This window comes from Streptomyces sp. SID5469, from assembly GCF_009862865.1.
GTDB lineage: Bacteria > Actinomycetota > Actinomycetes > Streptomycetales > Streptomycetaceae > Streptomyces > Streptomyces avermitilis.
This window is the reverse complement of record NZ_WWIN01000001.1, coordinates 8310575-8325663: the sequence shown is the minus strand read 5'-3', so window position 1 is coordinate 8325663 and position 15089 is coordinate 8310575. Positions and strand designations below refer to the sequence as shown.

Genomic DNA, 15089 nt, shown 5'->3' with positions numbered 1-15089 from the left:
GTTCGTTCAGGCGCCCTTCGCTCGGTCAGTGGGTGTGGCCTGTGGGGTGTTCCGCGTCGCCGAGGTCGGGCGGTTCGCTGTAGTCGACGCCGGATTCCGGCGAGACGATCTCTCCGGATGCGATGTCGGTGCAGTAGGCGTCGAAGACCTCCCCCGCGGTGAGGGGGTGCAGGCCTTCGCCGCGCAGGCGCCAGCCGTAGACACGGTCGGTCCTGCCGGGGGCGCTGGTGCGCATGACGAGGCCGCCCGCGCTCCGGGTCGCGATGCCGAGGGCGAGGACCGTCGTGAACTCGAGGGCCTCGGTCTCGTCGAGGCGGGCTGTGCCGTCCGCGTCGTCATCGGCGTGGAGCACCGCGATGACTCCTTCAGGGGTGGTGGAGACACTGCACACGAGGTGGCGGTGGCCCGGGTCCGCGGTGTCGAGGACGCGGGCGAGGAGGTGGGACGCGCGGGCGAAGGCGGCCCGGCCGATGTCCTCGCCGCAGGAGGCGCAGGAGCCGATGCGGGTGAGGACGGTCGTCGCGTACTGCCAGGTGGCTCGTCGGACCGCTTCGTCGATGAGGTTCGGGACCAGGTCGGCCAGCGGTTGGCCCTCGTACGGGACGGTCGGGCCGGTCGCGGCGAGTTCCGCGGTGAAGCGGGTGCGGCTGGACGGCGCGTCCGGTTCCAGGCCTGTCTCGGCGCAGAACTCCGCGTACTCCTCGGGGTCGAAGAGGGCCACCGTGGTGTGGCCGCCCTGGGCGGCGAGGGTCCTCAGCAGGGCTTCCACCTGCTGGAGGTAGGTCGCGTGGTCGTCGAAGGCGAAGGTGCGGTAGCGCAGCATCGCAGTGAAGTCGTGTTCGTCGGTCAACAAGCCGATGGTGCCGGCGATTTCGCGGCGCAGTACGCGTCGCATGGTCTGGTGCTCGGTGTGCGCCATGTTTCCCCCTGTGCGCAGTCGATCAATGCTCACTCACAGTAACTGGCGGCACTGACAACGACGGTCCGGCCAGGCGGTCGCGCACCAGCCGGTGCTGGATCAGGCAGGTCACGGCGATGGTGGCGCCGAAGACGGTCCAGCCGGCCGGTCCGGTCGCGATGGCCGCTGTGACGGCGAGTGGCCCGACGCTGCGCTGGACGGACTGGGCGAGGCCGTGGACGCCGAGGTAGGCGCCCTGCGCGGTGGCCGGTGCCAGTGCGACGGAGAGTTCCCAGGAGACGGTGGCGTAGAGCATCTCGGCCATCGTGAAGGAGACGGCTGCGGCGGTGAGGCAACCGGTCGCGATAGGGGTGCCGCCGGCGGACGAAAGGGCCATGGCCACGCCGCCCAGCGCGAAGAAGGCAGCGAGGGGCAGCAACAGGGCGCGTGCCGCGGTCGTGGTGGCGCCGAATCGGGCCAGGGGTACCTGGAGGGCCACCACGAGCACGTTGTTGAGGACCAGGAGCAGCGGCGCGAGGCCGTGGGGTGCGTTGCTTCCGTGGACGATCCACAGGGGCAGGCCGACTTTGAACACCGCGTCGTGGAGGCAGAGGGCGGTCTCGGTGGCGACGTATGCGAGGTAGGTGCGGTCGCGCCAGGGTTTCGCCGGCTTCGTCGTGGGGAGCGGGTCCTTCGATGTGACCACGGTGCGGGTCGGCGAGGGTGGTTCGCCGCAGCGGACGGTGAGGAGCGCGGCGCCGAGGAAGGAGAGGGCGTCGCCGGCCAGCAGCGCCTGGTAGGCGGTGGAGGTGCCGAGGCCGAGGGCCGCGGCGGCGGCGAGTCCGCCGACGGCCCAGCCGGCGTTGGCGACGGTCCGGTTGACGGCCTGGTAGCGGACCCGGTCGGGGCCGGAGACCCGCGTCGCGTAGAGCTTGGTCAGCACGTTCGCGGCCCGGTCGCCGAGGCTGCCGACGGCAGAGAAGGCCAGCAGCAGGGCGTAGTTGCCGGTGGTGAGGAGGGCGAAGGAGGCCAGGGCGCGCAGGAGTTGCAGGGCGATCAGGACGCGGGTGAGGGGCAGGCGGTCGGCGATGCGGCCGCCGAGGGGGGCGCCGGCGATGCCGATGGCTCCGGAGACGGCGGCCAGGGTGCCGACCTGGGCAGCGGAGAGGCCGGTGACGTAGGTGAAGTACAGGACGGAGACGGATGCCCACAGGCCGCTGCCGATCCGGTCGACGAGGGCGATCCAGAGCATTCTGCGCCCGTCGCGACCTCCTGGAATACGGGTCGACCAGGCGGCTGCGCGGCGCTTCGGATTCACTGCTCCCCCTTGTTTCCAGTTATGTATTGATACATACTTGGTTACGTGGCAACACAATATGGGATCAGTGGTACGACGGCCAAGGGGATTGCCTCGTCCGTCGAACGAGGCGTGAGTGAAGGCGCGTTGGGCCCGGGGGCGGCGCTGCCTCCGGTGCGTCGGCTCGCCGATGAGCTCGGGGTGAGCCCGGGGACCGTGGCGACGGCCTACAAGGAGCTGCGGCGGCGCGGCATCGTCGTCACGCGCGGGCGTGGCGGAACCGTGGTCGCGGCGGCCCCGGCAGTGGCCTCACGACGGCCGCCCAGAGTTCCGGACGGGCTGCGCGACCTGGCGGGCGGTCACCCGGATCCCGCACTGCTCCCCCGTCTGGTGCCGCCCTCGCACCTGTCCCCCGGTGCGCGGTCCCATCGGTCGACGCCCCGGCTGGCGCGGCTCGAGGACGCGGTGCGCGACTGGTTGCGGCCCGACGGCGTGCCCACGGAGTACGTGACCTTCGCACACGGGGCGCTGGATCTGATCGGGCGGCTGCTCTCGGTGGAGCTGCGGCCGGGTGACGCCGTCGCGATGGAGGATCCCGGCTACCACCATCTGCTCGACCTGGTCACGGCGCTGGGGTTGCGTACGGTTTCGGTGGCCGTGGACGACGAAGGGGTACGTCCGGACGCCCTGCGGGGTGCGTTGCGGGCCGGCGTACGGGCGGTCGTGTGCAGTCCGCGGGCACAGAACCCGTACGGCGGGCGCTTCTCCACGGAGCGCCGGGACGCGCTGGTCGAGGTGCTCCGGGAGGAGCCCGAGGTGTTGGTCGTGGAGAACGACCATGCGTCCGCCGTCGCGGATGCGCCCCTACACACGCTGACCGCGGGCGGACTGACCCGCTGGGTGCATGTGCGGACGGTGAGCAAGTTCCTCGGGACGGACCTGCGCTGGGCTGCCGCGGCCTGTGATCCGACCACGCTGGCACGGCACGACGGACGGCTGCTGCTCACGTCGGGGTGGGTCAGCCATCTCCTTCAGGAGACCGTGTACGGGCTGCTGACGGACGACGGCACGCGCGCGTTGGTGACACGGGCGCGGGAGACGTACGCGCTGCGGCGCGGTGCTCTCCTCCAAGAGCTCGAAAAGCACGGACTCGAGGGTCACGCGACGAGTGGGATGAACGTGTGGGTGCCCGTGCGGGACGAGTCGGCCGTGGTGAACGGGCTGCGGTCGTACGGGTGGTGGGTCGCGGCGGGGGCCCGGTTCCGGCTCGTCGCCGGGCCCGGTGTGCGGATCTCGGTCGCCGAGCTCGAACCTGTCGACGCGGCGCGGCTGGCCTCGGACTTCGCGGTCGTGCTGGGTGAGTCCGAGGCCACCTACGGAGGTTGATCAGGCGCGCTTGCGGGCCAGGTCCTCGTAGAAGCCCAGCAGGTCGAGGTTGTCGATGGAGCCCGGATTGACCGCCTTCTCCAGCGGGGTGCCCTGGAGCAGGCGTTTGACCGGGACCTCGATGCGTTTGCCGGTGAGCGTGTGCGGGATGGCCGGGACCTCGATGATCTCGTCGGGGACGTGCCGGGGCGAAAGCTGTTCGCGGATGGTCTGCTTGATGCGGCCCAGGAGGGCGTCGTCGAGGGTGGCTCCCGGGGCGAGGTGGACGAAGAGAGGCATCCAGTAGCCGCCGTCGGGCTGTTCGACGCCGATGACGAGGGATTCCTTGATCTCCGGAAGGCGTTCGACCGCTTCGTAGATGTCGGCCGAGCCCATGCGGACGCCCTGGCGGTTGAGCGTGGAGTCGGAGCGGCCGTGGATGACCACGGAGCCGCGGGAGGTGACGGTGATCCAGTCGCCGTGGCGCCACACTCCCGGATACGTGTCGAAGTAACTGCCGTGGTAGCGGCTGCCGTCCGGGTCGTTCCAGAAGCGGATCGGCATGGAGGGCATCGGATTGGTGACCACCAGCTCGCCGACCTCGTCGACCAGGGGCTTGCCGCTCGGGTCCCAGGACTGGAGGTCGGTGCCGAGGCCCGGGGCCTGGAGTTCGCCGATGTACACCGGCAGGGTGGGAACGGCTCCCGCGAAGCAGGAGCACACGTCGGTGCCCCCGCTGACCGAGGCGATCCAGAGGTCGGCGCGGACCTCGTCGTGCAGCCAGCTGAAGCCGTCCGGCGGCAGCGGCGAGCCGGTTGTCGCCACGCACCGCACGCGCGCGAGGTCGAAGTCGCGCGAGGGGTGCACGCCCGCCTTGCGGCAGGCCATGACGTACGCGGCGGAGGTGCCGTAGAGGGTCGCGCCGGTGCGTTCGGCGATGCGCCACTGGGCGGCGGTGTCCGGAAAGCCCGGGCTGCCGTCGTACAGGACGATCGTGGTGCCGGTGAGGAGGCCGGAGACGAGGAAGTTCCACATCATCCAGCCCGTGGACGTGTACCAGAAGAACCGGTCCTCGGGGCCGAGGTCGCAGTGCAGGCCGAGCTGCTTGAGGTGCTCGACGAGGATGCCGCCCTGGGACTGGACGATGGCCTTTGGCAGGCCGGTCGTGCCGGAGGAGTACAGGACCCACAGGGGGTGGTCGAACGGGACCTGCTCGAACTCGGGCGCCACGTCGGAGGAGGTCAGGGCGGACCACTCCAGGGCGCCCTCGGGGGCCTCGGTGCCGAGCACGGGGATATGGACGACGGCACGCAGGGTGGGCAGTTCGCGGCGCAGCTCGGCGACCGTTTCACGGCGGTCGTGCTCCTTGCCTCCGTACCGGTAGCCGTCGACCGTGAACAGCACGACCGGCTCGACCTGCTGGAAGCGGTCGAGGACGCTGCGGGCGCCGAAGTCGGGGGCGCAGGACGTCCAGACGCCGCCCACCGCGGCCGTGGCGAGGAGGGCGACCACGGCCTGCGGAATGTTGGGGAGATAGCCGCTGACGCGGTCTCCGGGGCGTACGCCGAGGGAGCGCAGTTCGGCGGCCAGGGAGCCGACCTGGCGGCGCAGTTCGGACCAGGTGACCGGGCGGGGCTCGTGGGTCTCGTCGACGTGCAGGAGAGCCGGTTCGTCCGCGCGCGTGTCGGCGGCGCGCAGGGCGTGTTCGGCGTAGTTCAGGGTCGCTCCGGGGAACCATGCGGCACCGGGCATGGAGCGGTCGCCGAGCACGCGCGCGTAGGGGGTGGAAAACCGTACGTCGAACCATTCGGTGACGGCTTTCCAGAAGGTGTCCAGCTCGTCGACGGACCAGCGGTGCAATGCCGCGTAGCCGCCGTCGGCGGGTGCTCCGTGGTGTTCGGCCGCCCAGGACTGGAACCTGGTGATCTGTGCCTGGGCGATGCGTTCCTCGTCGGGTCGCCAGAGCGGCGAGGGGTTCGCTGGGGTCATGGGGCGGCTCCCGGACTGTGCGCTTCGTGTGCGTAGGTCGCGCACGGGCTGGGGTGTGCGCGGCACGCGGCTGACACGGACGATGCCATGTGATCGACTTCTGCACCAGGGTGTGCCACACATAGTCGGCGACATGAAGATGTGCTCCTGCCACGGGTGAACGACAGTTGAACGACACCCCTGTACGGGGGTGTCAATGGCAGGGTGAGCAGCATGGACGGTCGTGACCTGGTGCGTTCGGTGAAAGCGGTCGGCTCGGGGGGTGCGGCGGGCGGGTTGCGCACGGTACGGGCCGCGTGGCGCAGGAGGCGTGCCGACGCCTCCGGGCTGCCGAGGCGCGGTGCCGAGCGCGCCCGGGTGCCCGGCCCGGTGCAGGGCGTGGTGCCCGGCCCGGGCGGTGGCGTCATCCGGTTCGCGCGGTCCGAGCTGCGCATCACGGTCGCCGTGAACGGCGCCGTGTTCTGGGGCTGGGACGGGGCCGGGCCGGAGCCGTCGTACGCCCTCGCGGGCCGCTGTCCCGAACCCGACCCCCGGGCCGTTCTGGAGCCCGACAAGGACGGTGGCTGGCAGGTCGTGGCCGAGCGCGGCACGGTCATGGTGTCGCGGCACGGCGCGGTCGAGGTGCGTACGCCCGGCGGAGTGACGCTGCGCCGGGATCTGCCGCCCCGCTGGTGGGAGCCGGCCGACGGTGGCGCCGCCCACTGGATGCAGCGGTCGGAAGTCGCGGCTGACGCGCGGTTCTTCGGTCTGGGCGGCCGCGCCGCCGGGCCGCGGCTGCGCGGCGGGACCTACCGGCTGTGGAACACGGATCCCGGTCACGCTGTCGGACCGGGCGACGACCCGCTGTACCTCACGATGCCGGTGCAGCTGGTGGTCGCCGACGCGGCCACGCATCTCGTGTTCCACGACACCTCGTGGGACGGCACGGTGACGCTGCGCGAAGGCGAGGAGGGGGCGGGCTCGGGGCACGACCGGGCGGGGACGAGCGAGCTGCGGATGGACGGTGGTCCGCTGCGCTGCTGGGTGATGATGGGCACCCCCGCGCGCGTGCTGCACACCTGGGCGTCGCTGACCGGGGCGCCCGCGCTGCCGCCGGCGTGGGCGCTGGGACACCATCACGCGCGCCGGGGATCCGGCAGCGAGCAGGAGGTGCGGGGGGTCGTCTCGGGTTATCAGGAGCGCGGGCTTCCGCTCGACGCGGTCCATCTGGACAACGATCACTACGACGCGCACCAGGTGTTCACGGTGGACCGGGACCGCTTCCCGAAGCTGCCGGTGCTCGCAGAGGAGCTGCGCCGCGACGGGATACGTCTGGTGTCGGTCGTCGACCCGGCGGTCAGGGCCGAGCCGGGTAACGCCGTGTACGACGCCGGGAGTGCGCAGGACGCCTTCGTACGGGACGCCGCCGGGCGGGTCGTGGAGGGAGTCGTGTGGCCCGGCGAGTCGGTCTATCCGGACTTCACGCACGCGCGCGTGCGCAAGTGGTGGGGCGGCCTCTACGAGGAGCGGCTGGCTCAGGGCTTCGCGGGCTTCTGGCACGACCTGAACGAGCCGGTGTCGTTCACGGCCTTCGGGGAGAACACCCTCCCCCGGTCGGCCCGGCACCTTTTGGAGGGCCGCGGCGGCGACCACCGGGAGGCCCACAACGTGTACGCCCTGGGCATGGCCCGCGCCGGGTACGAGGGGCTGCGGGAACTGTCCCCCCAGGAGAGGCCCTTCATCTTCTCGCGCTCCGGCTGGAGCGGAATGCAGCGCTACGGAGGGGCGTGGTCCGGCGACGTGACCACCGGCTGGCCCGGTCTGCGCGCGTCCCTGTCGCTGGTGATAGGCCTGGGTCTGTGCGGGGTGCCCTACTCCGGACCGGATGTGGGCGGTTTCGACGGGAGTCCGTCGCCGGAGCTGTATCTGCGGTGGTTCCAGCTCGGTTCGTACCTTCCCCTGTTCCGTACCCGTGCGGGCCTGCGGGCGGGGCGCAGGGAGCTCTGGGAGTTCGGCGAGGACGTCCTCGAGCACGCGCGCGTGGCGCTCGTCGAACGGCGGCGGCTGCTGCCGTACTTCATGACGCTGGCGCATCTGGCGCGCCGTACGGGAGCGCCCTATGTGCGGCCCGTGTGGTGGGGCGCGCCCGAGGACCGGGCGCTGCGCGACTGCGAGGACGCCTTCCTGCTCGGTGACAGCCTCCTGGTGGCACCGGTCCTGGACCCGGGGGCGGACCGGCGTGCGGTGCAGCTGCCGCGCGGGCGCTGGTACGACACGGTCACCGAGAAGGCGTACGACGGACCGGGCCAGGTGCTGATCGGCGCCCCCCTGTCGCGGATTCCGGTGCTCGCGCGCGCGGGTGCCGTCCTGCCGGTGCGGGGCGACGGTGGCCGTCTGGAGTTGGAGGTGTGGAGGCCGGCGCGCGGGCGCACCGGGGGCGGACTCGTCGTGCCGGACTCGGGGGACGGCTGGGACGAGCCGGAGATCGAGCAGTATGTGACACGCCTGCGGGGGCAGCGGGTGGTCGTCGAGCGGGACGGCGACGAGGGCCCGGGCGAGCCCTCGTATCCGGTGCGTGTGCGAGGACTGCCCCAGGCGTGATGCCCACGTGCCGACGCCCGCCTGCCGTGCGGTCGGCCGTCAGACGTACCGGCCCTCGAACCATCCCCGTACCGCCAGGGTGTGCAGGGGGAAGGCGAGCTCGGCCGGCCGGCGCAGCAGCTGCCAGCCCTCGGTCTCGTCCGTGCCCGTCGACGGCGGAAGGTCGGCGGCCGGGCGCTCCGGGAGGAGTCCGAACAGCAGCAGATGGCCGTCGGGCGAGCTCATGGCGTCGGCGAGCCGTACATCGCGGCTCGCGGCGTCGATGCCCGTCTCCTCCTTGAGTTCACGGACGACGGCGTGCCGCCAGTCCTCCCGATGGTCGATGAACCCTCCGGGCAGCGCGACGGCCCCGCGCGCGGGAGGGATGGTTCGGGTGATGACGACCAGGGCGGTGCCTCTGGCGTCGTACACGGGCAGCAGGGCCACCGCGACGGGCAGCGGATTGCGGTAGGCCACCGTGCCGCACACGGGGCAGCTGCGGGGCCAGCCGGAGACGCCCTCTCCGTAGGGCGCTCCGCAGCTCGAACAGTGGGAGTCCGGCACGCAGTTGGCGGTGGGGTGACGGGATGCGGACACCCGGCGGACTGTATCCGATCAAGCGAGCGATCCCCATACCGTCCCCGCCTGATCGGGCGAGGGGCGGCCGGAACCACCCTCATGGGCCCGCCCGTCCTCGACCGATACTCCGGCGCAGGGCGGCGTCGACCCGTTCTGCGCGACGCACTGCCCATTTTCCGTTGCCCATGGCACACTTCTGACGGTCCGTCAGGTCAGGTCGGATCAGGTCGAGTGCCGTGGAGGAGTTTTGTCGCGTACCCGCACTCCTGTGGTCTCCGGATGGTTCGCCGGGGACGGGAACGACTTCCGGCTCCTCGGCACACGCTGCTCGGCGTGCGCTTCCGTCTTCTTCCCTCGCGAGGACGCCCACTGCCGCAATCCGGGCTGCCCCGGCGGCGAACTGGCCGAGGTCGCCCTGTCCGGGCGTGGGCGCGTCTGGTCGTACACGGACAGCCGGTACCGACCGCCGTCACCGTATGTGACGGATCCGGAACTCTCGTGGGAGCCTCGCGCGTTGATCGCTGTGGAGCTCGCAGCGGAGCGGATCGTGGTGCTCGGACAGTCGGTTCCCGGGGTCACCGTCGCCGATCTGACGGTGGGCATGGAGGTGGAGGTCGTCCCCGGCGTGCTGAACGAGGACGCGGGGACGACCTGGACGACCTGGCACTGGCGGCCGACGGGGGTGACGGCATGACGGACGATGTGGCGGTGCTCGGCGCGGGGATGCACCCGTGGGGCAAGTGGGGGCGCGGCTTCGTCGAGTACGGGGTCGCGGCGGCGCGCGCCGCCTTGGCCGATGCCGGGGTGGACTGGCGGGAGGTCGGCTCGATCGTCGGCGCGGACACCGTGCGCGGCGGCTACCCGGGCTACGTGGCCGGGGCGACGTTCGCGAAGGCCCTCGGGTGGCAGGGCGCGCGGGTGACGAGCGTGTACGCGGCTTGCGCATCGGGCGCGCAGGCCGTCAGCGCGGCGCGGGCGCAGATCCTGTCGGGGCTCGCCGACGTGGTGCTCGTGGTGGGCGCCGACTCGGCGCCCAAGGGGTTCTTCCGCCCGGCGGGCGGCGACCGGCCCGACGACCCGGACTGGCTGCGGTTCCGGGTCCTCGGGGCGACCAATCCGACGTACTTCGGGCTGTACGCGCGCCGGAGGATGGCCGTCCACGGAGACACTGTGGAGGATTTCGCGCAGGTCAAGGTGAAGAACGCCGCCTCGGGGGCGTTGAATCCGAACGCCCGCTACCGCAAGCGCGTCACCGCCGAGGAGGTCGCCGCCTCCGCGGTGGTCGCCGATCCGCTGCGGCTGCTCGACATCTGCGCGACCTCGGACGGCGGCGCGGCGCTCGTGCTGTCCAGCATGGAGTTCGCGCGGCGCCGCGGAGCACCGGACCCGGTGCGGATCCGGGCGGTGTCCACCGTGAGCCCGCGCTATCCCCGGACCGTGCTCGACCTGCCGGACATCGCGACGGACTCGGCGGTGGCGGTCGAGCCCCCGGCCGAGACGTTCCGTACGTCGATCGCGCGGGTCGCGTACGAGGAGGCCGGGGTCGGGCCTGAGGACCTCTCCCTGGCCGAGGTGTACGACCTGTCCACCGCCCTGGAGTTGCAGTGGTACGAGGACCTGGGGCTGTGCAGCGAGGGCGAGGCGGCCAAGCTCCTGCGGGAGGGCGCGACGGCGCCCGGCGGGCGCATACCTGTGAACGTCAGCGGTGGCCTGGCCTCCTTCGGAGAGGCGGTTCCGGCACAGGCCATCGCCCAGGTGTGCGAGCTGACATGGCAGCTGCGGGGTGATGCGGGTGATCGGCAGGTCCCGGGGGCGCGGGTGGGGATCACCGCGAACCAGGGGCTGTTCGGGCACGGGTCGTCGGTGATCGCGGTCCGATGAGGGTGAGATGAGAGTGAGATGAGCCGGCGCGCGGGGTGCCGACACGCTCTGTGATCACCCTGGAATGCTGTGTGAACAGCTCATGAACTGGGCCTCAGCGGGTGCGGGCGGCGCCATCATGCTGCCGTGCCCTCCTGGATGGATACTCTCCGCTTCGCTTTCCAACCGGTGGTCAATCTGACGACCGGAGGGGTCGCGGCGCTGGAGATACTCGCTCGCCCGGAGACCGGCGACGTGCTGGCACAGGCCCGCCGGGACCCGGAACTCGACGGCAGGCTGGCCGCGTCGGGGATCCGTGCCGCAGCGCTCAAGGAGACGCTGCTGCCACTGCATGTGAACGTGTTCGCGGGAACGCCGGCCGACCTCGGCGGTCTCGCCGCGCTGCGGGACGCCGTGCGCGAGGCGGGGCGACTGCCCTGGGAGGTGACGGTCGACATCTGCCCGCCGTACACACACGTCCCGCACCAGGCGCTGCTGGAGGCGGTCGCCGCAATCAGGAGCGAGGGTTTCCGGATCTGCGCGGACGGCATCGGCGACGGCGACGTACCGCTGCGGCTGCTCACGGACATGGCGCCGGATCTGCTGAAGCTGGACGTGTCGCTGCTGACGCGGCCGGCCGCGGTGCGGGCGATGCGGACACTGTGCGAGCAGTTGGGCGCGCTGCTCTCCGTCGAGGGCGTCGAGACGGAGTCGCAGTGCGCGGCGGCCCTCGCGGCGGGGGCCCAGCTGGCGCAGGGCGAGTTGTTCGCGCCGCCCTCGCGGCTGCCTGTGGCGGATGTATACCTTCCGACGCTCTCCCCCGCCGCCGTGCCGGCCCCGCGCACCGGACCGCCGGTACGGCAGTTCGTACGGCCTGCCGCCCTGCTGCCCGCCATGGCCTCGGCGGCACAGGTGCGGGCGCTGCTCACCGGATCGCCCGACGTGTCCGGGGTGCTGCTGGTGGACGCGGGCGGGGTGCCGGTCCGTTCGGTGCACCGGTCGCGCTTCCTGCTGTCGATGTCCGGGCGCTACGGACATGCGCTGTATGCCGACCGGCCGGCGGCGAAGCTCAGTGATCCGCCGCGAACGGTCGGGGTCGACGCCACGGCGTGGGAGGTGCTCGACGTGGTGGCGGTCGGGGGCCCGGACCGCACCTCCGACGACGTCGCGGTCGTCGACCGGCACGGCCGGTGCGTGGGGGTCGTACGGCTCGCGGATCTCGTACGGGCGCTGGCCGAGAGCCGGGTCGAAGAGGCCGCGGGGCTCAATCCGCTGACGCGGCTGCCCGGTTCGGACGCGATCACCGGAGAGGTGGACCGGTGGATCGCGGACGGCCGGATGTTCGCGCTGAGCTGGCTGGACGTCGACCGCTTCAAGCAGGTCAACGACGGTGCCGGGTTCGCCGCGGGCGACGAGCTGATCCGGGCCGTGGGGCGGGCGTTGCAGCGCGCGGCGTCCGGAGCCACGCGGGTGGGGCACATCGGCGGCGACGACTTCCTGGTCCTGGCCGATGCGGACGCACTCGATCCGGTGGCGGCTTCGGTGCTCGACGCTCCCTGGTCGGCGGGTGGACGCACCGTCACGCTGTCCCTGGCCACCGTCCTGTGCCCGCCGGGCAGTGTGACCGACCACCGGCAGGCGGCGGCCTGTCTCGCACCCCTCAAGCAGGCGGCGAAGGCGCTCAGCGGCGCCAGTTGGGTACTCGGCCGCGCGGGCCTGCCGGGCCATGAGATCCGTCGCGGCTCGGGCGCGGCCGCGGCCCATGCGGGGTAGCAAGAAGACCGTGGAGCCCGGCGGTCCCGAACGGACGACCGGAACCCGGCATACCGAGGCCGGCCGGACGACGGGCACAGCCGTCGGTCACCGGGGCCGCCGAGCGTGTCCTCTTTTGCGGCGCCCAACCGTTGCTGTCCACGACCTTGACGCTCCCTGGGTGCCGGTGAACACTTCCGGTTGTCGGTCGGCATCGCCGCATTCGGGCGTCTCCAGGCACCGCGCCGCTCGGGCCCACGCCTGTTCGAAGGGCCATCCCCCACGGGCGATTCCACTGCGACGGCACGCTCATCACGGACGCCGGGCGGGGCGCGGGACACTCCCTGCCTTCGGCTGACGTAGCCATGGGAAACGCACCCTGCACGGTCAACCGGGGATCGCCCCGGGCGAGGGCCTAGGAGTCGCCATGAGCAACGGAGACATATTCGTCGGTGAGATCATCGGCACCGCGATCCTCATTCTCTTCGGCGCGGGAGTCTGCGCCGCCGTCACACTCAGATACTCGAAAGCACGTGCCTCGGGCTGGGTCGTCATCGCGTTCGGCTGGGGTTTCGGAGTGCTGGCGGGCGCGTACACCGCCGCACCGCTCTCCGGTGGGCACCTCAACCCGGCCGTGACCATCGGGATCGCCATCGACACGGGCACCTGGGGCAAGGTCTGGATCTATCTGCTGGGCCAGCTCGTCGGCGCCGTGCTGGGTGCCGTCCTCGCGTACCTCGTGTACCTCGCCCAGTTCCAGGCGAACGTGCGCAAGGAGGGCACCACGGAGGGCACGGCGGACGAGCCGGTGCCTACGCTCGGCATCTTCTCCACCATCCCGGAGATCCGGAATCCGGTCGCCAACCTGATCACGGAGATCATCGCGACGATCGCTCTCGTCCTGCCGATCCTCGCTTTCGGACTCACCAAGGGGCTCGGTGAGTCCGGTATCACGGTGCTGATCGTCTCGCTGCTCGTCGTCGGCATCGGTCTCTCCCTCGGCGGGCCGACGGGTTACGCCATCAACCCGGCGCGTGACCTCGGCCCCCGTATCGTGCACACCTTCCTGCCGATCCCGAACAAGGGCACCTCCGACTGGGGTTACGCCTGGATCCCGGTCGTCGGCCCGCTGATCGGAGGAGCGCTCGCAGGCCTCATCTACCACGTAGCCTTCTGAAGCGACCAAGGGGTAGCCATGCCGGACAACGCCCAGAAGTACGTCGCCGCCATCGACCAGGGCACCACCTCGAGCCGCTGCATCATCTTCGACCACGGCGGCGCGATCGTCGCCGTCGACCAGCGTGAACACCGCCAGATCTTCCCCAAGCCCGGCTGGGTGGAGCACGACGCCACCGAGATCTGGTCCAAGGTGCAGGCGGTGGTCGCGGGGGCGATCGCCAAGGCCGGACTGCGCGCCGACCAGCTCAGCGCGCTCGGCATCACCAACCAGCGCGAGACGACGGTCCTGTGGGACCGCGCCACCGGCAAGCCCGTGCACAACGCGATCGTGTGGCAGGACACGCGTACGTCCGCGCTCTGCCACGAATTGGGCGGCTCGGACGGGCAGGACCGTTTCCGCGAGCAGACCGGGCTGCCGCTGGCCAGCTACTTCTCCGGGCCCAAGGCGGCCTGGCTGCTCGACAACGTGCCTGGGCTCAGGGCCCGTGCCGAGCGCGGCGAGATCGCCTTCGGCACCATCGACTCCTGGCTCATCTGGAACCTCACGGGCGGCACGGACGGCGGCCGGCACGTCACCGATGTGACCAACGCAGGCCGCACGATGCTGATGAACCTGGAGACGCTCCAGTGGGACCGTTCCATCCTGTCCGCGATGAACGTCCCCGAGGCGGTCCTCCCCGAGATCAGGTCCTCGTCCGAGGTGTACGGGACGGCCGTGGGCCAGCTTTCGGGCGTGCCCGTCGCGTCGGCGCTCGGCGACCAGCAGGCGGCCGTGTTCGGACAGGCCTGCTACGACGTGGGTACGGCGAAGAACACCTACGGCACGGGCAGCTTCCTGCTGCTCAACACCGGCAACCGGCCCGTGCCGTCGAAGAACGGCCTGCTGACGACCATGGGCTACAAGATCGGTGGCGAGGCGCCGGTCTACTGCCTCGAAGGGTCGATCGCGATCACGGGCGCGCTGGTGCAGTGGTTCCGCGACCAACTCGGCATCATCCGTACGGCGGACGAGATCGAGACCCTTGCGGCGAGCGTCGACGACAACGGCGGGGCGTACATCGTGCCCGCGTTCTCCGGCCTGTTCGCGCCGTACTGGCGCTCCGACGCACGCGGTGTCGTCACCGGCCTCACCCGGTACGTCACGAAGGCACACCTGGCGCGCGCGGTACTGGAGGCCACGAGCTGGCAGACGCGTGAGGTCGTCGACGCCATGTACCAGGACTCCGGGGTGCGGATCACCACCCTGAAGGTCGACGGCGGCATGACCAAGAACAATCTGCTGATGCAGCACCAGGCGGATGTGCTCGGCGTGCCGGTCATCCGCCCCAGGGTCTCCGAGACCACCTGCCTGGGCGCCGCCTACGCGGCCGGGCTCGCGACCGGCGTGTGGAACGACCTCGACGAGCTGAAGTCGCACTGGCAGAAGGACGTCGAGTGGACGCCCTCCATGGAGGCGTCGGAGCGCGACCGCGAGTACCACAACTGGCGCAAGGCGGTGGAGAAGAGCTTCGGCTGGCACGAGGAGGACGGCGTGAACTGAGAGGGGCCCGCCGACAGGGCCCCGGCGGAAAGGGACGTGCACACGCGCGTGCGTCCTTCGTGAGCCACGCG

General features: G+C 71.5%; 11 protein-coding genes. 7 read left to right on the top strand and 4 right to left on the bottom strand.

Features of this window, described 5'->3' with window-relative positions:
- Nucleotides 1-25: 25 nt before the first annotated feature.
- Together GTY58_RS36190 and GTY58_RS36185 are read right to left on the bottom strand one after the other, a co-directional pair.
- Nucleotides 26-919: a hypothetical protein gene (locus GTY58_RS36190; protein WP_010988370.1), complete on the bottom strand. Its 894-nt coding sequence runs from the start codon at nt 917-919 to the stop codon at nt 26-28.
- A 22-nt stretch (nt 920-941) separates the two neighbouring features.
- A complete protein-coding gene (locus tag GTY58_RS36185) occupies nt 942-2150 on the bottom strand; it encodes an MFS transporter (RefSeq protein ID WP_037646617.1) in 1209 nt (402 codons plus the stop codon).
- A gap of 111 nt (nt 2151-2261) precedes the next feature.
- Here GTY58_RS36185 and GTY58_RS36180 point away from each other — a divergent pair, with 111 nt between their 5' ends.
- The gene (locus GTY58_RS36180) at nt 2262-3581 is read left to right on the top strand and encodes an aminotransferase class I/II-fold pyridoxal phosphate-dependent enzyme (protein ID WP_010988368.1); all 1320 of its coding nucleotides are present in this window, start codon (nt 2262-2264) and stop codon (nt 3579-3581) included.
- Here the strand turns inward: GTY58_RS36180 and GTY58_RS36175 are convergent, their stop codons facing one another.
- Entirely contained in the window at nt 3582-5549 is a 1968-nt protein-coding gene (locus tag GTY58_RS36175) for an acetoacetate--CoA ligase (protein WP_010988367.1), read from the bottom strand.
- A 213-nt stretch (nt 5550-5762) separates the two neighbouring features.
- Here GTY58_RS36175 and GTY58_RS36170 point away from each other — a divergent pair, with 213 nt between their 5' ends.
- Complete coding sequence (locus GTY58_RS36170; protein WP_010988366.1) at nt 5763-8129, top strand: TIM-barrel domain-containing protein; 2367 nt, start codon at nt 5763-5765, stop codon at nt 8127-8129.
- A 39-nt stretch (nt 8130-8168) separates the two neighbouring features.
- On the opposite strand, the gene GTY58_RS36165 is transcribed toward GTY58_RS36170, so the two are convergent.
- Nucleotides 8169-8705 (bottom strand): NUDIX domain-containing protein, encoded by a 537-nt coding sequence (locus GTY58_RS36165; RefSeq protein ID WP_010988365.1) that lies wholly within the window; start codon nt 8703-8705, stop codon nt 8169-8171.
- A 250-nt stretch (nt 8706-8955) separates the two neighbouring features.
- Between GTY58_RS36165 and GTY58_RS36160 the strand changes: the two genes are divergently transcribed.
- From GTY58_RS36160 to glpK, 5 genes are all read left to right on the top strand, one after another.
- The gene (locus GTY58_RS36160; protein WP_037646615.1) at nt 8956-9381 is read left to right on the top strand and encodes a zinc ribbon domain-containing protein; all 426 of its coding nucleotides are present in this window, start codon (nt 8956-8958) and stop codon (nt 9379-9381) included.
- Nucleotides 9378-10568, top strand: coding sequence for a lipid-transfer protein (locus tag GTY58_RS36155; RefSeq protein WP_010988363.1), 1191 nt, complete (start codon nt 9378-9380; stop codon nt 10566-10568). The genes GTY58_RS36160 and GTY58_RS36155 overlap by 4 nt, the downstream gene beginning before the upstream one ends.
- Nucleotides 10569-10694: 126 nt before the next feature.
- Nucleotides 10695-12320, top strand: a complete 1626-nt coding sequence (locus GTY58_RS36150; RefSeq protein ID WP_010988362.1) for a GGDEF domain-containing protein — start codon at nt 10695-10697, stop codon at nt 12318-12320.
- 406 nt (nt 12321-12726) lie between these two features.
- Nucleotides 12727-13476 (top strand): MIP/aquaporin family protein, encoded by a 750-nt coding sequence (locus tag GTY58_RS36145; RefSeq protein WP_010988361.1) that lies wholly within the window; start codon nt 12727-12729, stop codon nt 13474-13476.
- Between the two features lie 18 nt (nt 13477-13494).
- A complete protein-coding gene (gene glpK / locus GTY58_RS36140) occupies nt 13495-15018 on the top strand; it encodes a glycerol kinase GlpK (RefSeq protein ID WP_010988360.1) in 1524 nt (507 codons plus the stop codon).
- Nucleotides 15019-15089 lie beyond the last annotated feature (71 nt).